The organism is Winogradskyella endarachnes, from assembly GCF_009741275.1.
In the GTDB taxonomy this organism is placed as follows: Bacteria; Bacteroidota; Bacteroidia; order Flavobacteriales; family Flavobacteriaceae; genus Winogradskyella; species Winogradskyella endarachnes.
Map to the genome: position 1 here is coordinate 173,499 of NZ_WOWS01000004.1, position 20,530 is coordinate 194,028.

A 20,530-nucleotide genomic window follows, 5' to 3' on the forward strand; every position below is an offset into this window, starting at 1 on the left:
ATTTAATCTATTAATACCACAGAACTCGCAATCTTATCATGAATAGCTTGCTTTTTATCAGTACCAGTAACACTTAATAGAGACACCCAACCCAAAAAAAACTTTAATATAAATCTTAATACTGCTAATGGAAAACTTATGTTTTTATCATGATTATTCTCTCTTTTTACTTTAATATCAAAGTAATAATGTCCTGCAGTGAAGCCAAAAATAGACACCATTAAAGGCTCGTATAAAAAGAAGAATAGTATAAATAAAGACATTCTTAACAACGAAGGTACATCATTAAAAAACTTAAGAATTTCTGTAATGCTATACATTATAACAATTAATAGAATTCCATCTGCAACTGCAGCTTTAATTCTATCTTGTAAACCAGCATATACGTTTTCCATAACGTTTTAATTAATAGGATTTACCTTTTCAATCTGCTCTATACTTTTCTCATAAACCTTAGGAAAAAGTCCTTGAACCAATAAAAAAATTCCGAAAATCAAAATCACTAAAGACACAATCTTTTTAGTCTTAAAAATACGCCTTGGTGTTAGTTTACTACGTAGTCTTTTTGCAGCTGCTATTTTTATTAAATCCGTTAAGAAATAAGAAATTAACATAGTTGTAATAAAAATGGTAACGCCGTTTTTTGAAGTTGTAATAGATGTACCAATAACTATAAAACCTAACCAACCTAACAGTACACCAATATTAATAAAATTGAGTAAAAATCCTTTAATAAAAAGTTTACCGTAATCCTTTTTAGGTAGTTCTATTCGATGATGTTCTCTAACTATAGAACGAAATGATTTGGAAGTTTTTATAAAACTTATAAGACCATATACCACTAATAAAGTGCCACCAAATACAAGAAGTTTTGGGTCATCTTTAATTTTATCTAAAAGAGAATCTGTACTAAAAAATATAACAAAGATAAATACGATATCAGCAAAAATAACGCCTAAATCAAATATAACAGCGCTTGTAAAGCCTTTAGTTGCACCTGTTTCTAATAACACAAAAAACACAGGACCAATAGTAAAGGCTAATATAATTCCAAAAGGAATCGCTGCTAAAATATCGTCTAACATCTATAAAATTTAGCTTTACACAAATGTAAGAAACTAAGTGGACTTTACATACGTTTTATTCTACCACCAAGCAGTGTATTTTCATCTATTGTTTTTGGCTTACCATAAATAAACACATCACCACCAGCCTTTATTCTTACTTCTACAAATTCTGATGCATTTACATACGCTTCACCAGCTGCATTAATACTTACTTCGGTATGTTCTGTAATAAATTCTTCACCATTAAAAACACCTCCAGTATAAATAGAAATATCTTGATTTTTAGAAGTACCAGTGACATTAATTACACCACCAGTTACAGCTCTCATATTAGCGTAAGTAGTCTTTAAATTAATTGTAATCTCAGCACCTTCTTGCGTTCTTAAATCAACTTCGTATTGCTTTAGTGTTCCTTTAAATGTCACTTTAGCCCCTTCATTAGCATCTATAACATCTACAGAAGTAAAGTATAATTGTACAACAGTATCATTACCATCATAACTTTCTTCAAGATTCATGCGTATTTTAAGCTTTCCGTTGTTATTAACAACTTCAACATCATTTTTATTTTTACCAGATATAACTACTTTATTTTCATCTGATTGAATCATTTTTAAATGAATTAAATCAAAAACCTTAACAGTTGTAAATTCACCTATAGTTTTTTCTATAGCATCTTGAGCATTTACATAAAAACCAAAAACTATAAACAATATGGATATTATTTGTTTCATTTTTAAAAAATTTATTTTAAGATAATTACTTTATTACTAAATAACCATTTAAGCTGAATTTCGTCTCCAGAACGTTTTTTTACAATACGTCTTTGTGGTGATAATAATAGCGTTAATAATGCCGAAACCGCTGTTAATACATATCTGTTTATATCTTGAAATATCATCTGAATTCCGAATCTAATAATCAAATAAGTGACTAAGAAGATTAAGAATACATATATACTTGCTTTTGTAGATGTTTTCATAATTAAACGGCAACTTTTACTGCTGTTCCTGTTACTGAAACCATTGCATAATTACTAGTAGTTAATTCTATTTCTATTTTAATACCAACTACAGCATTTGCCTTTAATTTTGCTGCATTATTTTGTAACGTTTGAAACGCTTCTTCTTTAACATCTTCTATACTATTCTGTATTTTAGTATAATATTTAGACATACTAAAACCCATAGATAACGCTTCTTTATTCATGGCAACACCAGTTACAATACCTAAATAATCAATTATTTTATGGTTTTCTATTGAGTTAGTTGTAGTCAGTATCATTTTCTGAGTATTTTCTTATTAGATTTTTTATATACTGTAAAGTTACAATTCTATTTGTTTTGAATGAAGATAAAAACGTACACTTAACAACTAAAATTAAACTTATTCAGTATCTACTTCTGGTTTACCTACCATATAAAAGTCTAAGTGTTTTTTTGTTAAATCAGTATTTTTAACTTTAACAACTACTTCATCTCCAAGTTGATATACAACGTCAGAATTTTTACCAATCATAGCATATTGATCTTGATCAAATTGGTAGTGGTCATCTTTCATATCTCTCACACTAACCATGCCTTCACATTTATTTGAAATAATTTCTACATAAATTCCCCAATCTGTTACACCTGAGATTACACCCAAAAATTCTTCGTCTTGATGATCTTGCATAAAACGAATTTGCATGTATTTAATAGAATCGCGTTCTGCTTTTGTTGCTAAATATTCCATGTTGCTAGAATGTTTACAACGCTCTTCATAAACCTCTTGATTAGCTGATTTTTCGCCATCTAAATAGCGTTGTAATAAACGATGTGCCATGACATCTGGATAACGACGAATTGGTGATGTAAAGTGACTGTAATACTCAAAAGCTAAACCGTAATGACCGATATTATGTGTGGTATATTCTGCTTTAGACATGGTTCTAATAGTTAACGTATCTACTAAATTTTGTTCTTTTTTACCTACAACATCTTTTAGTAAATTATTTAAGGAAGAAGCAATACTACCTTTGTCTCTAAAATTTAATTTATGTCCAAAACGACCTACAACGGTTTGAAGTTGTGCTAATTTAGATTCATCTGGCTCATCATGAACTCTATAAACAAATGTTTTTTTCTGTTTACCAACAAATTCTGAAACCTTTCTGTTAGCTAACAACATAAATTCTTCAATTAATTTATTAGCATCTTTACTTGTTTTAAAGAATACACCAACTGGGTTTGCTTCTTCATCTAAATTAAACTTAACTTCAACTTTATCAAAAGAAATAGCACCATCTCGCATACGAGCGCTTCGCATTTTACGCGCTAATTCATTCATTTTTAATACTGCAAAAGCAATATCATTAGAAGTTTTATATGCTTTTCCGGTTAATGAAACTTCGGTAGGAATTGTAGTATCTATATCTAAAATTGCAGCTTTGGTTGGCATTCCAGGATTGTTTTCTATAATAGCTTGTGCTTCTTCGTATGCAAAACGCGCATCAGAATAGGTTACGGTTCTACCAAACCATTCGTTTTTAATTTCGCATTTATCATTCATTTGAAACACTGCAGAAAAGGTATATTTTTCTTCGTGTGGACGCAAAGAACAGGCTCCATTAGATAAAATTTCTGGTAACATTGGTACTACTCTATCTACTAAATAAATAGAGGTTGCACGCTCGTAAGCTTCATCATCTAAAACGGTTCCTGGTTGTAAATAATGCGATACATCTGCGATATGTATTCCAACTTCGTATAAACCATTTTCTAAAACTGTAAACGATAAGGCATCATCAAAATCTTTAGCATCTTTAGGATCTATGGTAAAGGTTAAATCTTTACGCATATCGCGTCGCTTAGCAATTTCTTCTGGTTTAATTTCTAAATCTATATTATTAGCATAGGCTTCAACCTCATGAGGAAACTCCATAGGTAATCCATACTCTGCCATAATAGAATTAATCTCAGTACCATGTTCACCTGGTTTACCAAGTACTTCTATCACTTTACCGTTTGGTGAATCTGCCTTAGATGGCCAATCTTCTAACGATACTAATACTTTATCGCCATCTTCGGCTTTGTTTATTTTATTGATAGGTACAAAAATATCCGTGTACATTTTGTTACTATCTGGCACAACGAAGGCAAAATTCTTTTTCTCGTGAATTTGAATTGTACCAACATACTCAGTTTTTGCACGTTTAATAATATTGGTAATTTCCCCTTCTTTTTTACCTCTATGTCTTCTTTTATAGGCGTAAAATTCTACTTCATCGCCATTTAAAGCTTTGTTGATATTGTTTGAAGCAATAAATACATCTTCTTCAAAATCATCGCAAATAATATAACCATTTCCTTTAGAAGATAAATCTAAAATACCTGTATGATACTCTGTATTTACAATAGCTTTAAATTTACCACGATCTACTTCTTCTATCTCTTGTTTAGCTTTAAGTTGATGAAGTTTCTTTATAATTTGATTTCGGCTACTAGTATCGTTTACGCCAAGTATAGCTGCAATCTGTTTATAATTAAAAGTTTTGTTTCTGTCTTTTTTTAAAATACCCAGAATAGTATTTGTAAGATTTGAAATCCCTTTTTTAGACTTCTTTTTTTTCTTTTTTGTCATTTAATTTGTAATCATATTCATTTCCTATAAGTGATAGGAATTCTAATTTAAAACTTAATATAAGGCGAAGAGAGGTTATTAAGTTTACTACAAAGTTACGTTTTAATTTTTTAAAGTTGTTTAGAGAACGTTAAATAAATAAAAATTGATGTTATCAACATATATATACATATTATCTTTTTTCTTTTAAAATTTAAAAAATAAAATGGTGGTTATTATAGGTTGTTAATAGTTGGTATAACTTTTTAAGGTTTTATTTTGAGAAGTGACTTATTAGAATTACTTAATACTTAGTTAACATTAAGTTTACATATAACTACTTCATTTTAAAGGTTATTTTAAAAGCTATTAACAACTGTTAATAACCGTTGTTAATAGAAATGACTGATATGTTTTTTATAAAATACTGTTCATTTCAATACAAATGATCTTTAATAACTCAATTTTAAAAAAGGACTAACTTATTTGGTAATCTCATCTGTATTTTGGTTTGAAAAAATAAGTGGATAATCCTAATTTTTATTTTCAATACTTGTAAACAGTTATTAACAAGTAGTGATCATTTTTAGTTAGACTTATAAACAGTAATTATAAAAATTTTTGAAGCGTATAAGTTTCAAACTTAAAATTTATGAATAAGAAAGGCAGTATTAGTTATGCTTACTTATAAGCAATTATTAACTTTGATGTTTAATAAGATAATTTACATATTATGACTATTTCAATAGGAAACGACCACGCAGGACCAGATTATAAATTTGCCATTGTAAAACATTTAGAAGCTAAGGGTTATACTGTTAATAACTATGGAACTGATACTTTAGATAGTGTTGATTATCCAGATTTTGTGCATCCTGTAGCTAAAGATGTAGAAGCTAACAAAGTAGATTTTGGCATTTTAATTTGTGGTAGTGCAAATGGCGTTGCAATGACGGCTAATAAATATCAACACGTAAGAGCTGGTGTTTGTTGGACTAGTGAAATTACGGAACTCACACGTTTGCATAATAATGCAAATATACTTTGTATACCTGCGCGTTTTACATCTATTCCTCAAGCTATTAAAATGGTAGATACGTTTTTAGATACTGATTTTGAAGGTGGTCGTCATCAAAATAGAGTAGATAAAATACCGCTGTCTTGCTAAACATCTAAACTATCAATTTTAAATTGATAAAATATGAGTCACTCTCATTCACATTCGCATTTGCATGCACACGATCTAAATGGTCGTAATCTATTAATTTCCATTTTTTTTAATATAGCAATCACTGTTGCCCAAGTTATTGGTGGTTTGCTTTCTAGTAGTTTAGCTTTATTAAGTGATGCTTTACATAATTTTAGTGATGTAGTGTCTTTAATTATAAGTTACATTGCTCATAAATTAGTCAAAAGAAAAGCGTCTTTAAAACGTACTTTTGGTTATAAACGTGCCGAAATTTTGGCTGCTTTTATTAATGCTTCTACGTTAATAATTGTTGCTGTACTGCTTATTATTGAAGCAGTAAAACGTTTTCAAAATCCACAACAGATTGAATCTAATTTGGTTATTTGGTTATCTGTAATGGCTATTATAGGAAATGGTTTTAGTGTATTATTATTAAAGAATAATGCCAAATCTAATATGAATATGAAAAGCGCATACTTACATCTCTTAACAGATATGATGGCAAGTGTGGCTGTTTTAGTTGGTGGACTTTTAATGAAGTTTTATCAAATTTGGTGGATAGATAGTGTACTTACATTTTTAATTGCTTTATATTTAATTTGGATGGGTTTTGCTTTATTAAAAGCATCAACTAAAGTTCTTATGTTATTTACACCAGATTCAATTCCGGTAGATGAAATTGTAACAAAGCTTAATAGTTTTGAAACTATTAGTAACGTGCATCATGTCCATGTTTGGCAATTAAATGAAGAAGAGATACATTTTGAAGCACATGTAGATTTTGAAAAAGATATTTCATTAACAGAATTTGATGTTATACGTAGTAAAATTGAAGATTTTATATATAATAAATACGATATTAACCATGTAAATATTCAACCAGAATTTGGAAAAAGTGATACCAAAGATATTATTGTACAAGATTAATTATGTTAACAATTAAAATAAGCGATTTTAAGGCACTTTCTATTGATGAATTATATAGTTTATTACAATTACGTAGTGAAGTCTTTGTAGTAGAGCAAGATTGTGTTTACCAAGATATTGATGGTAAAGACCAAAAAGCTTTACATATTTTAGGTTTTAAAGATAACAAGTTAGTGGCTTATACACGTATTTTTAAACCAGGTGATTATTTTAAAGAAGCGAGTATTGGTAGAGTAGTAGTGCTAAAAACTGAAAGGCAACACCAATACGGTTATGAAATTATGAAGGCTTCTATAAAAGCTATTAAAACATATTATAACCAAAGCGAAATTAAGATTTCTGCCCAAGTGTATTTAAAACGTTTTTATAACAATTTAGAATTTAAAGAAATAGGCGAGGCATACTTAGAAGATGGTATTGCGCATATTGCTATGCTGCGTTCTTAGTTTTTTATAAGATTTTATTTTTTCTCGTAAATTTTAGTCACTAAAATTTCTACACGTCTATCTAATTCTGGTTCACCACCAAGCGGAAATTTACGTCGCATACCAGCAAATTTCATTCTATAAGGTTTTACGCCTGCTTTTACTAAATAATCGTATATGTATTTAGCACGAGCCATAGAAAGGTTTCTTTTTTTAGTTTTACGATCAATAGCATCTCTAGTTCCTTCTGTACAACACACATGACCTTCAATGGTAAAATAAACATTAGTACGTTCTACTAAAATTTCTGCAATGCCATCTAATACAACTTTAGACTCTTTAGTTAAGTAACTATAACCTGTTCTAAACAATAAGTTTTCTAATAGAATTTTATCGCCTTCTTTTAATTCGCCTTTTAAAATATCTTTGGTGTCTTTTTTTTCTGGTACTACTTCTTCTGGTTTTGGCGGATAAACAGGTGTTACAATAATTTCAACTTTACGATTTAATCCTCTTATTTTATTAAGATTTTCTTCGTGTACAACGTTTACTAAAATTTCGCCTTTACCATCTACATTGGTAATTACAGATTCGTCAAATTCATTATTAGAAAATACTTCTTTTATAGATTCTGCTCTGTTTTGAGATAATACTAAATTATAATTATCACTACCTCTATCATCTGTAAATCCGTAAATTGATATTTTTTCGATATCAATATCTTCAATTTTAGTTAAAAATAGTAATAATCTACTATGTTCTGTTTCTGGTATATCGTGCTGGTCGGTTTCAAAATAAACTTCGTGTTTCAATTCTTCTTGAGAAAAAGATAATTGAAAGCATAAGCACAAAAGGATAACTAGGGACTTCATTTTATAATAATTTTCTTACTAACAGAAAATGTTTACGATGTTAAATATAGAAAAAAAATAGCGTTTATCTTAATATACTTGTGTATTGTGATGGATTATTTAAAATTTCTTTTGCCTTTTTTATTTCGGTATTATTAGCCGTATAATAAGAATATAAACCTTCACTGTAAAAATAACGTTTAATAATTTCGTCTGTTAGTAATGATTTTAATTGTTTTTTATTGTTGTCAATGGCATTAGATTTATAAGATTGTAAAGCGTTATTTAGGTCTGTATATTCAGTTTTAATAACACCGTCTAATTCTTCTTCTTTAGCCACATTTATTGCATTTGTTAATGCTATTTCGGTTTTAGTTTTAAAGTTAAAACCACTTGTTTTTAAATAGTTTTTAAATTTTTTAAAATCAGAATCTGAAAATTCAAATTCTTTTAAGTCGTTTATTTTATTATCGTAATAGTATTTGGTTGCATAGTTAAACACAAGGTTTTCGTTAGATATAGCCTTAGTAATTGGTGTTTGTTTAGAAAATTCTATTTCTATATCTGGTTGTACGCCTCCACCATCATAAACATTCCGTCCATTTTTAGTTTTAAATACATTATAATTTTCTTCTTTTGTTCTTGTTGCATTTCCGTTTTCGTCTCTATTCCAATAATCTAAAGCTTGTATACAACGACCAGAAGGTGTATAATATCTAGAAATTGTAATTTTCATTTGTGTACCATAGGTTAATGGTTTTGGTCGTTGTACTAAACCTTTACCAAAACTTCTTGTACCAACAACAACTGCACGATCCATATCTTGTAATGCACCAGACACAATTTCACTTGCAGAGGCACTACTTCCATCTATTAAAACTACTAGCGGAATTTCTGTATCAATTGGTTCTCTTTGTGTGTGATAGGTTTTATTATATTTTTTTACTTTAGATTTTGTAGTAACTACTAATTGATTTTTAGGAACAAAAATATTAGTAACATTAACTGCTTCATGTAGTAAACCACCAGGATTTCCTCTTAAATCTAATATTAATTGTGTTGCACCTTGATTTTTTAACGCTTTTATAGCTTTAATTGTTTCTGAAGAAGCTTTATCATTAAATTTTCTTAAAACCACATAGCCTGTTTTTTCATCTACCATAGAGTAATGAGGCACTGCTTTTATCTCTAAAGATTCTCTTATAATTTTTACAGTTTTTGTTTTTCCTTGGCGTTTATAAGTCACATTAACTTCTGTACCTGCTGCACCACGTAAAATATTGGCTGCATCATTCTCATAATCTTTAATGGTAACATTGTCTAGTTTAATAATTTCATCACCAGCTTTTAAACCGGCTTTATCAGCTGCATAACCTTGGTAAGGTTCTACAATTACTAATTTATCTTTTAACGTTAACACTTTTGCGCCAATACCTGTATAGTCGCCTGCATTATTAATTCTAGAGGCTTCTACGTCTTGCTCGTTGTAAAACTGTGTATATGGATCTAAATCCTCTAACATGCTTTTTATAGCAGTATCCATTAAATCACCAGGATTAGTATCATCCACATAGTTCATGTTAATTTCCTTAAAGAGCGTTGTAAATATTTCTATTTGTTTTGCAATTTCGAAGAAATCATTTTTGAATGCTGTGGTACTAAAAAAGATAATTACTGCTACAGCAGGAATTAGTATTTTTTTATGTAAAAGTCTTTTCATTAGAGTATAGTTTTAGAATCTGCTTTTTTTATGGATAGTTCATTTTTAGCTAAGAATTTTTTAAACAACAATTTCATACTATGGTTAACTTTATCAAAAGTTGTTCCATCTTTACTTAAATATAAAATCATAAACGCAAAAGAGCCAGAACTATTGTTAAAATACAAGGGTTTATTAAGTCTATAAGCTTCGCGAAGTAAACGTTTTATATTATTTCTAGAAACTGCTGTTTTATGTAATCGTTTACTAACAGAAACACCTGTTTTTAGTTGTAAACCGTTTTCAAAATCTGTTTTTAGATATATAAGCTTTAGCGGATAGGCAGTTACAGCTTTCCCTTCTGTAAAAAGTTGCTCTATTAACTTTTTACTTTTTAGTTTATCTTTTTTAGAATATTTAAAAGACATTTTGAGACATTATACTTTTAATAAAGCTTTAAAAACTTAATACCATATTTTATTTAACAAAGTACGTTTAAATCTTGTCAATACTAAAGTTTTAGTACTAAAAATTAAGAAAATAGCTATTTAATGGTTTAAATTTCTTCTAAAATTTTATTACAATATTATTCGGTTATTTTTGTTGTAATGATTTATTTAATTTAACTCTAATACTGCAGTATAATGACAAAAAAGAAAACTCTGGTTGTTATAACTCTACTTATATTAAGTTTAGGCTTATATTCATTTTATAGTTTTTACATAGATAATAATGACAATTTAAAATCTATTTATCTGGTTCCTGAAGATGCAGTTTATATTATTGAAACTCAAGATCCAATAGATAATTGGGATGAAATTAGTAAAAGCGATATATGGAAACATCTTAATACCAATTCTTACTTTAATGAACTCGCAGAAAGTCTAAATAAAATAGATACTATTTTTAAAAAAGAAAAAAGTATTTTTAATAGAATAGGGAATAGGGAAATTTTAGTATCTGCACACGTCTATAAACCTAAAAAATACGATTTTTTCTATGTGGTAGACCTACAAAAAATAGCAAAACTAAATATTCTTAAAGATCACTTAAATACGTTTACAAATAGTAATTATAAGGTAAGTAAACGAAAATATCACAATCACGAAATTATAGAAATCTATGATGTAAAAGAGCGCGAAACATTACATATCAGTTTTATAAAAAATCAAATGATTGCGTCTTATGTTCATACATTGGTTGAAGCATCAATTGATCAATATTTAGAACCTAAAATAGGAAGAAATTTAGAATATATTGAAGTTGAAAAAGAAGTTGGATATGGCGATATGTTTAGACTTTACGTACAATACAAGTATCTAGAAGATTATTTAAAAGTGTTTTCTAATGAGCCAGGAGCATTTACCAAAACATTAAGTAATAGTTTAAATTTTAGCGGATTTAATTTTAATGTAGATGATAATACAATCTCTGCAAACGGAATCACTAATTTTAATGACGATGCAAGTTTGTATTTAAAATCGCTTCAAAATTCTGGAAAAAGTTCGCGCAAAATTACAGAAATTGCACCTAAACAAACTGCTTTTTATCTCAGTTTTTCATTTGATAGTTTTGAAAAATTCTATGGAAATTTTGAAAGTGTTTTAAAAGAAAAACCAGAAGAATTTAAAAGCTATTTAGATGGTACAGAACAAGTTGAAAATTTCTTAAAAATAGATTTAAAAAAGCATTTTGTAAGTTGGATAGATGATGAAATTGCCTTAGTACAATTACATTCTACCGTTACTAACTCTAAAAAAGATGTGGCATTAATTTTAAAAGCAACTGATAGTGATGATGCTAACAAAAATTTGCAGTTTATATTAGAACAGATAAGACGTAAAAGTCCGGTAAAATTTAAGGAAGTTAGTTATAAAGGTCATTCTATAAATTTTATGGATATTAAAGGCTTTTTTAAAATTTTACTAGGCGATTTATTTAAGGAAATTGATAAACCTTATTTTACAATTATAGACGATTATGTGGTTTTTAGTAATCACCCAAACACTCTAAAAAGCATAATCACTAGCTACATTAATGATGAAACCTTAGCAAATTTTGAATCCTTTGAAGATTTTGATAATAATTTTGATAGCAGATCTACAGTCTTTGCATATATAAACTCTCCTAATTTATACAATAGTGCTTACAATTTTGTTGATGCCACAACTAAAAAAGAATTGAGAGATAATAAGGATTATTTTATATGTTTTTCGCAAATAGGAATTCAACTAAAGCCAGAAGATGATTTATTTGAAACAAAAATAGTAGTTGACTATGAGGATCCAGAAACTGTAAAAACTAAATATAAATTTACAGATTCACCAATTGTAAAAAAAGGAAATTCTTCAAATAAACCTGTTGAAATAACTGATGATAATATTAATAAAGCAGCAGTATTTAATATTAAAGAAATTTTTCCTTCAGATTTAACCGCTAAGAAGTTCACTAAAAAATATTATAATGGTAAAGTTAGATTTTCTGTAGAACTTAAAAATGGACTAAAACATGGAGAATATATAGAATATTATAGTAACGGAAAACTAAAAATAAAAGGAAAGTACAAAAGAGATAACCAAGACGGAACTTGGCGTGTTTTTAATTACAAAGGTGATGTTGTTTATAAACAACGTTTTTAGTTTAAAATCTAAATGGTATCATAAAAAAGAGCGCAACAATTAGTTGCGCTCTTTTTAATTTAAAATTGTTTAATAAGTTTACTCTACCGTAAACAAATTATTTTCTCTATTAACATCTGCCATCATTTGAGATGGATCAATTTCAACAGATTTTACAGTTTTTTTCGTTTTAAAAGTATACGTTGGCATGGCCCAAGCCCAATCACTAACTATTGTAGCTGAGGTAGGCTTTTCACCACGCATCATTTGTAAAGGAATATAAAATGTTTCTGTTGTTCCGTCTGTATAAGTAACAGAAATATCTAAAGGCATTGGCATTAAACCAATACGCTCTAAGGTAATGGATTTTCCTTCTATGTTTTTAACACCATAATCTATAGTGTTAGTTGTTTGTGCAAAATCAATAAAATACCAATCGAGTTCAAAATCTGTAATACGCTCTGCGGTTCTTATAATATCAAAAGGTTTTGGGTGCTTAAATGAAAAATCATTAAAATACTTTTTAATGGTTTTTTCTAAATTATCTGATCCAATTACATAACCTAATTGCGCTAAAAATACGGCACCTTTGTTGTATGCAGCAGCTCCATAAACCTTATTTAATAAATAACGATCAGAGTGTGTTGTTAAAGGCTGTTCAAAACCAGAATTGGCTAAACCTAAATAACCTCTATAGGCACCAGAAAGTGGATTTGGTTTCTTTTCTTCTTTAAGTGAGTTCATGGCTAAAGTAGAAATATAAGTTGTAAAACCTTCATCCATCCACTCATGTTTAGACTCGTTACTTGCCAATAAAAATTGAAACCAAGTATGGGCTAACTCATGTGCAGTAACACCTAATAAACTGCCAAACTTACGTTTTCCAGTAATTAAAGTACACATAGCATATTCCATTCCGCCATCACCACCTTGTATTACAGAATATTGATCGTAAGGATATTTACCAACGTTAGTGCTAAAATAAGCCATAAGCTTAGCTGTTTCTGCTGGTAACTTTTTCCAATTGTCTAAATACTCTTTTTCTAAATCTTTTTTATAATAGAAATTAAGTAAAGGACCGTTTGGCATTTGGAACGTATCATGAATAAAATCTGGATCTGCAGCCCAAGTAAAATCATGTACATTAGGTGCTTTAAAATGATGTGTTTTCTTACCAGATTTTTTAGTTGGTTCACCTTGTAAATAACCTGTTCCACCAACTACATAATCTTTATCAATGGTTAATTTTACATCAAAATTTCCCCAAACACCATGAAATTCTCTTCCTATATAAGGATCAGCATGCCAACCTTCTTCATCATATTCTGCTAATTTAGGATACCATTGTGTCATTGATAATGCTACACCTTCTTTGTTATTTCTGCCAGAACGACGAATTTGAACTGGTACTTGTGCATCAAAATCCATTTCAAAAGTTACCTTTTCACCAGGTTGAATAGGTTGATCTAATTTTACTTCTAAAACGGTACCTACAGTGTCGTAAGAAATAGAAGTACCGTTTTGTTTTAAAGAATTAACTTTAATATAACCAATCTCATTAGGCTGAAGTTTACTAATACGATCACCAACTCTAGGATCTGGATCTTTAATAGTACGAGAACGTACATCCATTTCACTTCCAGGCTGAAAAGCATTAAAATACAAATGGTAATATACTCTTTTAAGTACATCTGGCGAGTTATTAGTATACACTAACATCTGCTTGCCTTTGTATTGATAATTTTTAGTATCCATATCAATCTCCATAGAATAATCAACATGTTGTTGCCAATAACCGTTTACAGAATCTGTAACTTTAGTTACGGTAGTTGCAGTTGTATTAGAGGCAGCACAAGCCGATAAAACTAAGAGAGAAAAAATGCTGAAAATGAAATGTTTCATGTAAAAATTATTTTATTAAAGTTTAGAAGCCATAATTAACGCATTAAAAGCATTAACTATTCTACCGGTTTTAGATAATTCTGAAAATGATTTTACATTAGAAGCATCGCCACCTACTACAACTTTAGTTGTTAAAGCTAAGCCAGAATCTAAAACTACTTGTTTTACTTGTGCAGCTGATAATTTAGGATAGTAAGAACGTACTAAAGCAACCACACCAGCAACAGCAGGCGCAGCCATAGAAGTTCCGCTAATGCTTTTATATTCGTTTTCTGGGAATGTAGAATAGATAGCAGAACCTGGTGCAAAAACATCTACATTATTTTTTCCGTAATTAGAAAAACCAGAAACCATTTTAGAACCATATTTAGATGTTAAGGCACCAACTCTAATATATGTGTTAGAAATTTCAACGTAATCTACATTATCATCTGGAAAATTAGCTTCAACATCTACATCTTTACTATCATTACCTGCAGCATGTACAAAAACAACATCATTATCTGATGCGTACTTAATAGCATCTCTTACCCATTGAGAGTGTGGAGAAAAAGATTTTCCGAAACTACCATTAATTACTTGTGCGCCATTATCTACAGCATAACGTATTGCTTTAGCTACATCTTTATCGTACTCATCTCCATTTGGAACTGCTCTAACTGACATAATTTGTACGTTGTTTGCTACACCATTAGCTCCTAAACCGTTGTTACGTTCTGCAGCAATGATACCAGCAACGTGTGTTCCGTGAGATTCAGATTTTTTTACTGGCTTAACGTTTGCATTACCATAACCAGGCTTATCATTAAAATCATCTGGATTATCACCAGTTGTTCTACCTTTAAAATCTACATTGTAGTTAGTATTTAAACGCTCAGCTAAACCGTCTAAAGCTCCTTTTAATTCTTCTTTTGCATCTTGTACACTTTCTAAACCAAAATTATTCATTTGTGCAGCTACAGATTTATGTTTCAATAAAGTTTCATCAGTAGTTTCTAATGCTTTTACTTGATCATTTGTATAATCTGCAGTACCAAAGTGTTTTGTAAAGGCAGTATCAGCTTCTTGTAAGGCTTGATAAATTTGCTCATAACGTGTTTTAGTCGGCGATAATTGTGCAATACCTGCTTCTAATGCGGTTTTAGCTTCAGAAAATTTAGGATTGCTTGTGTCACCAGAAGCCACTATTCTTGTCATTTCTAATTGTTCATCATAAGCATCTCCTAAGAAATTCCAACCGTGAATATCATCTATATAACCGTTTTTATCATCATCGATACCGTTGTTTGGTATTTCATCTTCATTAGTCCAGATAACACCATCTAAATCTTCGTGATCAATATCTATACCAGAGTCTATTACAGCAACAATTACAGTTTTACCTTTTTTATCTTTTATAATTTCAGCATAAGCTTTATCTACAGCCATACCAGGAATTGTATCTTTAACAAGATCCAAATGGCCCCAATTTTTTGCTTCGGCATCTGTTAATTCTGTAACTTTTAAAGGTGAAGTATCTATATTTTCTATTGGTGTAGATATAATATCTCCTGTACCACAGCCTAATAAAACTGTTCCTGCAAATCCTAAATATGCAGCTATTCTGTAATTAAATTTCATTTGTTTTTATTTATTGTTATTGAATTGAAATATCCTTTTTACGCTTATAATATAAATTATGTTTACGTTAAAAGTATACGTTTTTTTAAGTATTAATTAAATATTGAATTTGTTGTAAATGTTTCGTTTAGTCTTACGCCTTTTTCGGTATGCTTAACGGTAATAATTTCGTTATGCGCATCATGCTCTAAAAACAAATAGAAGTTGTTATCCGCAGCTTTATTTAAAAACAATTCTTTTTCGTCTAAGGTTAATAAAGGTCTTGTATCATAACCCATAACAAATGGTAAAGGTAAATGACCAACAGTTGGCAATAAGTCTGCCATAAAACAAATGGTTTTTCCTTTGTAGGTAATCATAGGAATCATTTGTTTATCGGTATGTCCATTGGCAAAGAAAATATCAAATCCTAATGCAGAATTTTTTAAAATATGTTGATCAGGTACATCTGTAAATTTTAATTGACCACTTTCTTCCATTGGTAGAATGTTTTCTTTTAAAAACGAAGCAACCTCTCGTCTGTTTGGTTCTGTTGCCCATTTCCAATGATCTTGGTTACTCCAAAAGTGTGCGTTTTTAAAAGCAGGTTCATAGCCTGTTCTATCTTTATTCCATTGTACGCTTCCTCCACAATGATCAAAGTGAAGATGCGTCATAAATACATCTGTAATATCATCTCTATGAAACCCATAAGACGCTAAAGATTTATCTATACTATCATTGCCATAAAGAAAATAGTACCCAAAAAATTTATCGCTTTGTTTATTGCCCATACCTGTATCTATTAGTATAAGGCGATCACCATCTTCAATTAATAAACAGCGTGCAGCAATATCAATCATATTATTATTGTCTGCAGGATTGGTACGTTGCCATATAGATTTTGGAACAACACCAAACATGGCGCCACCATCGAGCTTAAAATTTCCAGATTCAATAGGATATAATTTCATTTGCAAAAAATTATGTAAAAGTCTTGCAAATTACTAAAAGGATTAAAACTAATTGTTGTTAGTAACAATTAATTACGGGATTTTTAACAAATTTGAAGCATATTATCTTATATCTATTATTAAAAAATAATTACATTTAACTATTCGGCTTTAAAATTGAATTATTTCTACTCATGAAAACACCAAAAACTACATTCAAAAAAAAGTATTTATTGAGTTTTGGTCGCGATTTTAATCCTGATCAAAAAGTAATTTTAAGAGATTATTTGGCCATAGAGCGAACACGTTTAGCTAATGAGCGAACGTTATTATCTTACATTCGTTCTTCGTTGTATTTGTTATTAGGAGCAATTGCACTTTACCAACTTAAGGAGTTTGCTAATTTTGAATATTTAGCTTTGGTGGCTTTAATTTTTTGTGTGGTCTTTTTTGTGATAGGTGTGTACCGTTTTTCGCTATTAAAACGCAGTTTAAAACGTTTATATTATAAAACGGAATCTGCAGAACAGTTGTAATAATAATTATTTAGAAATAACTTCTTTTAAGCGTTTGCCATAGTCAAGTAAAGCTTTTACTTCTTTTGTACTTGCTAATCGTTCTTTATTAAAAACTAACAAACACTCTCCGTTAGATTCTACATGATAGTATGGATTACTTTCAAAAAAATGAGTGATTTCGGTATTAAAAAGTGATTTAACGGCTGTTGCATTATCACCTAATAAATAGAAACGTTTGTTAAAATCTGAGTGTTCTTTAATAGGAATATCTTTATGACTAGCAAAACCATATAATTTTTCAAGAAAACCTTCACGATCTAACGTAAATTTCGGAATGGTCTTTTCTAGAGTCATAAACAACATTGTAGTTTTAATCGTTTCTTTAGCAATTAATTCACCTTCAGAAAATTCGATATCAAAAATGCTAATTGATCCATTTTTGGCAGTGAGTTTATTATAAATATGATTAACTACTTTAATTCTAAAGAAATAAAATTTATTTAAAAAGTGCGTGTTTTTTTCGTTTTTAGATTCATAAATTAAATTAAAATTCTTAGCAATTTCTTCTAGTGTTTTTTGACGTTTTGTACGTCCACTTTTAATTATTCCGGGAACTGGCAATAAGCGCCTAAGCGCAAAAGGGTGTTTAGAATCTGAATTGTGTAAATCTAAACCAATGACATCAAAATTACCATCTCTTTTTATAAATAAATCACGATAATTATTTAGGTTTTCCATAACTGTGTGATCCACAAATTCACAAAGTGAAAAATCTATAATTACATCTCTATTTTCTGGGACAGCGTCTAATTTTTCTTTTAATCTGTAAAAATTTAAAAAACTACAAAAGTGTTTTATGCTTACATAATAATTACCATTGTCTTGCTCTTGATACATTAAGACGTTAGGCTTCAAAACATTTCTAAAAAATAACGAAGCACTTTTATTAATGATAATATGAATTAAAAAAGTAACAATAACACCAGATAAAATTCCAGAAATCAAGCCTATTTTTAAGGTTATAATAAGGGTTACTAAAAATATAATTGCTTGTTCTTTTCCTATTGAAAAAATTCTTTTAATAGTTGATGGTGATGCTAATTTGTAACCTGTATACACTAAAATAGCCATTAAAGCAGGTAAAGGAATACGCGTTAATTGCGTACTAAAAAGCACAATAAAAATGACTAAAAACGTGGCATGAAAAAAGTTAGATGAGCGATTAGTTGCATTATTATTTACGTTTACAGAACTTCTTGCAATTACAGTTACAACATTTAAACCGCCTAAAAAACCACTACCAATAGTAGCTAAACCTAAAGCTTTTAAATCTAAATTTACATTAGAACGTCTTTTTTCTGGATCTAATTTATCTACTGCTTTTATACTTAAAAGAGATTCTATACTTGCAATTAAGGTTAAGGCTAAAACACTAGACCAAAACGGAAATGTACCAGCTTTACTAAAATTAACGGTTGGTAATTGTGCTATAATAGCTTTAAACTCCGGAATACCAGAAATCATATACACCGAAGAAATAGGGTTGGCTTGGTGCGCAATAAATTCAAAATAATAACTAAATCCAATGGAGAATATAACAATCCACATTGGTGCTGGTATAAGTTGTAAATACTTGTTTCTAATTTTAGGGTATAATACCATTATTATTAAACTTAGAACACCTGCAGCTGCTGCATAAATTAAGCCTGTTTTATCGTAATGTATAGCGTCGTTTATAGTGTAGGGAATCTCAATTAAATAATCTATAGTATCTGCTCGTTTAATTTTATGAGCAAGCATAATATGAAATTGTTTCCCTAGAATAATTAGACCTATTGCGGCAAGCATGCCTTGTATGGCAGACGACGGAAAAAAATCGGCTAGTTTTCCTAATCTTAAGAATCCTAAAACAGCTAAAAATATGCCAGAACATATAATTGCTGCATAAGCACTTTCTAAACCTAGTGTTGTTACAGCTACTAATAGCACATCAACCAAGCCGTTTCCTGGCCCTGTTATGGTGACGTTACTGCCACCAAAAATTGAAACTATAATACCACCAATTACTGCAGCAATTACACCCGAAATAGGAGGTGCTTCACTTGCCATAGCTAGTCCTAATCCTAGTGGTAATGCAATAAGACTTACTACAAAACCAGCAAAAATATTTTTAGGCAATGCTTTTAAAAAGACGTTTAATTTATTACGTTTTGGACTCATTGAATAATTAAAACATCTGTTGGTAGTTCTGTTAAAATATGCTCTATATCGTGTGGAAAGAGACGGTCCCAAAAGTTCATTTTGCTGGGAGAATTCATAATGAGCAAATCTGCTCTGGCAATTTGTGCATAATGACCAATAGAATATCCCTTTTTACCAAAAATGGGCTGCGATTTAATTTTCACATCTTTTGTGTACGTTTCTGGTATATCTTCAATAATAGCTTTTACACGTGCATTTTCTCTAAGTTTAATGCGTTCTTTTACAATATTGGCCATTCGTAGAGATTTATCGTCTTCTACTTTTACGTCTAATTCATTTTTAGATACTTCTTCAACAATGGTTATTTTATTAACATCTAAAGCATTGGCAACATAAAATGCAGCTGCAATAGTTTCTTTAGTTTTAGGGTCTTTTAATCCATTAACCACTATATGCTGGCAAGGTATTCTTTCTATAGATGGTTTTATAAGAAGTAAAATAGAACATTTAGCTTTTCTAGTAATTTGTCTAGCAATAGAGCCAACGTAATATTTTAGGAAATTTTCGCGTTGTAAAGCACCTAAAATTAATAAATCAATTCTTTTATTTTCTGCGGTTGATAATATAACATTAACCGGATCACCAGACTTAAATACAATTTCTACTTCTAAATTATTTTCTAAGAATGGTTTTAAAATGGCTTTAAATTTTGATTCTTTTTCTAAAGATTTATCACCAACATGTACTAAAACCAAACGTGTATTTAGCATTTGAGACAATCGCGCGGCCTCATAAATATTTGCTTTTAGATTTGGTGAAAAAGTGACACCAATACCTATAGTTTTAAATGGTTTTAAAGGCAATTTTGTAATTATTGTTTTATGAGTAAGTTACGAAAGATAGTACATTTTTAAAAACCTTTAGATTATAAATACAATTACTGCACTTTAAAAATTATATTAATTTAGTATTTTCACAAA

General features: G+C 29.5%; 19 protein-coding genes. 5 read left to right on the forward strand and 14 right to left on the reverse strand.

The genetic code is table 11. From position 1 onward, the window contains the following. Nucleotides 1–2 precede the first annotated feature (2 nt). From GN138_RS11625 to rnr, 6 genes are all read right to left on the reverse strand, one after another. Nucleotides 3–395, reverse strand: coding sequence for an RDD family protein (locus GN138_RS11625; protein ID WP_157364168.1), 393 nt, complete (start codon nt 393–395; stop codon nt 3–5). A gap of 6 nt (nt 396–401) precedes the next feature. Then, entirely contained in the window at nt 402–1,085 is a 684-nt protein-coding gene (locus GN138_RS11630; RefSeq protein ID WP_157364169.1) for a LysE family translocator, read from the reverse strand. Nucleotides 1,086–1,129: 44 nt separating this feature from the next. Beyond that, the gene (locus GN138_RS11635; protein ID WP_157364170.1) at nt 1,130–1,801 is read right to left on the reverse strand and encodes a head GIN domain-containing protein; all 672 of its coding nucleotides are present in this window, start codon (nt 1,799–1,801) and stop codon (nt 1,130–1,132) included. 11 nt (nt 1,802–1,812) lie between these two features. Next, a complete protein-coding gene (locus GN138_RS11640; protein ID WP_157364171.1) occupies nt 1,813–2,049 on the reverse strand; it encodes a hypothetical protein in 237 nt (78 codons plus the stop codon). 2 nt (nt 2,050–2,051) lie between these two features. Next, a complete protein-coding gene (locus GN138_RS11645; RefSeq protein WP_157364172.1) occupies nt 2,052–2,351 on the reverse strand; it encodes a YbjQ family protein in 300 nt (99 codons plus the stop codon). Between the two features lie 102 nt (nt 2,352–2,453). After that, a complete protein-coding gene (gene rnr, locus GN138_RS11650; protein WP_157364173.1) occupies nt 2,454–4,688 on the reverse strand; it encodes a ribonuclease R in 2,235 nt (744 codons plus the stop codon). A 712-nt stretch (nt 4,689–5,400) separates the two neighbouring features. Between rnr and rpiB the strand changes: the two genes are divergently transcribed. From rpiB to GN138_RS11665, 3 genes are read left to right on the forward strand one after another with little or no spacing between them, the layout of a single operon-like run. Then, entirely contained in the window at nt 5,401–5,835 is a 435-nt protein-coding gene (gene rpiB, locus GN138_RS11655; RefSeq protein WP_157364174.1) for a ribose 5-phosphate isomerase B, read from the forward strand. A gap of 33 nt (nt 5,836–5,868) precedes the next feature. After that, nucleotides 5,869–6,783, forward strand: a complete 915-nt coding sequence (locus GN138_RS11660; RefSeq protein WP_157364175.1) for a cation diffusion facilitator family transporter — start codon at nt 5,869–5,871, stop codon at nt 6,781–6,783. A 2-nt stretch (nt 6,784–6,785) separates the two neighbouring features. Then, on the forward strand, nt 6,786–7,229 hold the full coding sequence (locus tag GN138_RS11665; protein WP_157364176.1) for a GNAT family N-acetyltransferase: 444 nt from the start codon (nt 6,786–6,788) through the stop codon (nt 7,227–7,229). Nucleotides 7,230–7,243: 14 nt separating this feature from the next. On the opposite strand, the gene GN138_RS11670 is transcribed toward GN138_RS11665, so the two are convergent. The 3 genes from GN138_RS11670 to rnpA all read right to left on the reverse strand — a co-directional run bounded on the left by GN138_RS11670 (nt 7,244) and on the right by rnpA (nt 10,186). After that, nucleotides 7,244–8,080, reverse strand: coding sequence for an OmpA family protein (locus tag GN138_RS11670; protein WP_157364177.1), 837 nt, complete (start codon nt 8,078–8,080; stop codon nt 7,244–7,246). A 64-nt stretch (nt 8,081–8,144) separates the two neighbouring features. Continuing rightward, a complete protein-coding gene (locus tag GN138_RS11675; RefSeq protein ID WP_157364178.1) occupies nt 8,145–9,779 on the reverse strand; it encodes a S41 family peptidase in 1,635 nt (544 codons plus the stop codon). Next, nucleotides 9,779–10,186 carry a ribonuclease P protein component gene (gene rnpA, locus GN138_RS11680; protein ID WP_157364179.1) on the reverse strand — a complete coding sequence of 136 codons (408 nt, stop codon included), beginning with the start codon at nt 10,184–10,186 and terminating at the stop codon, nt 9,779–9,781. The genes GN138_RS11675 and rnpA overlap by 1 nt, the downstream gene beginning before the upstream one ends. A 216-nt stretch (nt 10,187–10,402) precedes the next feature. Here rnpA and GN138_RS11685 point away from each other — a divergent pair, with 216 nt between their 5' ends. After that, nucleotides 10,403–12,397 carry a DUF3352 domain-containing protein gene (locus tag GN138_RS11685; RefSeq protein WP_157364180.1) on the forward strand — a complete coding sequence of 665 codons (1,995 nt, stop codon included), beginning with the start codon at nt 10,403–10,405 and terminating at the stop codon, nt 12,395–12,397. 78 nt (nt 12,398–12,475) lie between these two features. Here the strand turns inward: GN138_RS11685 and GN138_RS11690 are convergent, their stop codons facing one another. The 3 genes from GN138_RS11690 to GN138_RS11700 all read right to left on the reverse strand — a co-directional run bounded on the left by GN138_RS11690 (nt 12,476) and on the right by GN138_RS11700 (nt 16,851). Continuing rightward, nucleotides 12,476–14,278 (reverse strand): M1 family metallopeptidase, encoded by a 1,803-nt coding sequence (locus tag GN138_RS11690; protein WP_157364181.1) that lies wholly within the window; start codon nt 14,276–14,278, stop codon nt 12,476–12,478. Nucleotides 14,279–14,293: 15 nt separating this feature from the next. Continuing rightward, complete coding sequence (locus GN138_RS11695) at nt 14,294–15,898, reverse strand: S8 family peptidase (RefSeq protein ID WP_157364182.1); 1,605 nt, start codon at nt 15,896–15,898, stop codon at nt 14,294–14,296. Between the two features lie 92 nt (nt 15,899–15,990). After that, nucleotides 15,991–16,851 (reverse strand): MBL fold metallo-hydrolase, encoded by an 861-nt coding sequence (locus tag GN138_RS11700; protein ID WP_157364183.1) that lies wholly within the window; start codon nt 16,849–16,851, stop codon nt 15,991–15,993. Between the two features lie 173 nt (nt 16,852–17,024). Between GN138_RS11700 and GN138_RS11705 the strand changes: the two genes are divergently transcribed. Then, complete coding sequence (locus tag GN138_RS11705; RefSeq protein ID WP_157364184.1) at nt 17,025–17,366, forward strand: DUF202 domain-containing protein; 342 nt, start codon at nt 17,025–17,027, stop codon at nt 17,364–17,366. Nucleotides 17,367–17,372: 6 nt separating this feature from the next. Here GN138_RS11705 and GN138_RS11710 read toward each other — a convergent pair whose 3' ends face one another. Beyond that, entirely contained in the window at nt 17,373–19,568 is a 2,196-nt protein-coding gene (locus GN138_RS11710; protein WP_157364185.1) for a SulP family inorganic anion transporter, read from the reverse strand. Further along, nucleotides 19,565–20,413, reverse strand: coding sequence for a universal stress protein (locus GN138_RS11715; protein ID WP_157364186.1), 849 nt, complete (start codon nt 20,411–20,413; stop codon nt 19,565–19,567). Before GN138_RS11715 ends, GN138_RS11710 begins: the two co-directional genes overlap by 4 nt. Nucleotides 20,414–20,530: the final 117 nt, after the last annotated feature.

Coding starts and splice junctions, on each gene's coding strand:
- GN138_RS11625 (WP_157364168.1), bottom strand. CDS start 395: ATGGAAAACGTATATGCTGGTTTACAAGATAGAATTAAAGCTGCAGTT.
- GN138_RS11630 (WP_157364169.1), bottom strand. CDS start 1,085: ATGTTAGACGATATTTTAGCAGCGATTCCTTTTGGAATTATATTAGCC.
- GN138_RS11635 (WP_157364170.1), bottom strand. CDS start 1,801: ATGAAACAAATAATATCCATATTGTTTATAGTTTTTGGTTTTTATGTA.
- GN138_RS11640 (WP_157364171.1), bottom strand. CDS start 2,049: ATGAAAACATCTACAAAAGCAAGTATATATGTATTCTTAATCTTCTTA.
- GN138_RS11645 (WP_157364172.1), bottom strand. CDS start 2,351: ATGATACTGACTACAACTAACTCAATAGAAAACCATAAAATAATTGAT.
- rnr (WP_157364173.1), bottom strand. CDS start 4,688: ATGACAAAAAAGAAAAAAAAGAAGTCTAAAAAAGGGATTTCAAATCTT.
- rpiB (WP_157364174.1), top strand. CDS start 5,401: ATGACTATTTCAATAGGAAACGACCACGCAGGACCAGATTATAAATTT.
- GN138_RS11660 (WP_157364175.1), top strand. CDS start 5,869: ATGAGTCACTCTCATTCACATTCGCATTTGCATGCACACGATCTAAAT.
- GN138_RS11665 (WP_157364176.1), top strand. CDS start 6,786: ATGTTAACAATTAAAATAAGCGATTTTAAGGCACTTTCTATTGATGAA.
- GN138_RS11670 (WP_157364177.1), bottom strand. CDS start 8,080: ATGAAGTCCCTAGTTATCCTTTTGTGCTTATGCTTTCAATTATCTTTT.
- GN138_RS11675 (WP_157364178.1), bottom strand. CDS start 9,779: ATGAAAAGACTTTTACATAAAAAAATACTAATTCCTGCTGTAGCAGTA.
- rnpA (WP_157364179.1), bottom strand. CDS start 10,186: ATGTCTTTTAAATATTCTAAAAAAGATAAACTAAAAAGTAAAAAGTTA.
- GN138_RS11685 (WP_157364180.1), top strand. CDS start 10,403: ATGACAAAAAAGAAAACTCTGGTTGTTATAACTCTACTTATATTAAGT.
- GN138_RS11690 (WP_157364181.1), bottom strand. CDS start 14,278: ATGAAACATTTCATTTTCAGCATTTTTTCTCTCTTAGTTTTATCGGCT.
- GN138_RS11695 (WP_157364182.1), bottom strand. CDS start 15,898: ATGAAATTTAATTACAGAATAGCTGCATATTTAGGATTTGCAGGAACA.
- GN138_RS11700 (WP_157364183.1), bottom strand. CDS start 16,851: ATGAAATTATATCCTATTGAATCTGGAAATTTTAAGCTCGATGGTGGC.
- GN138_RS11705 (WP_157364184.1), top strand. CDS start 17,025: ATGAAAACACCAAAAACTACATTCAAAAAAAAGTATTTATTGAGTTTT.
- GN138_RS11710 (WP_157364185.1), bottom strand. CDS start 19,568: ATGAGTCCAAAACGTAATAAATTAAACGTCTTTTTAAAAGCATTGCCT.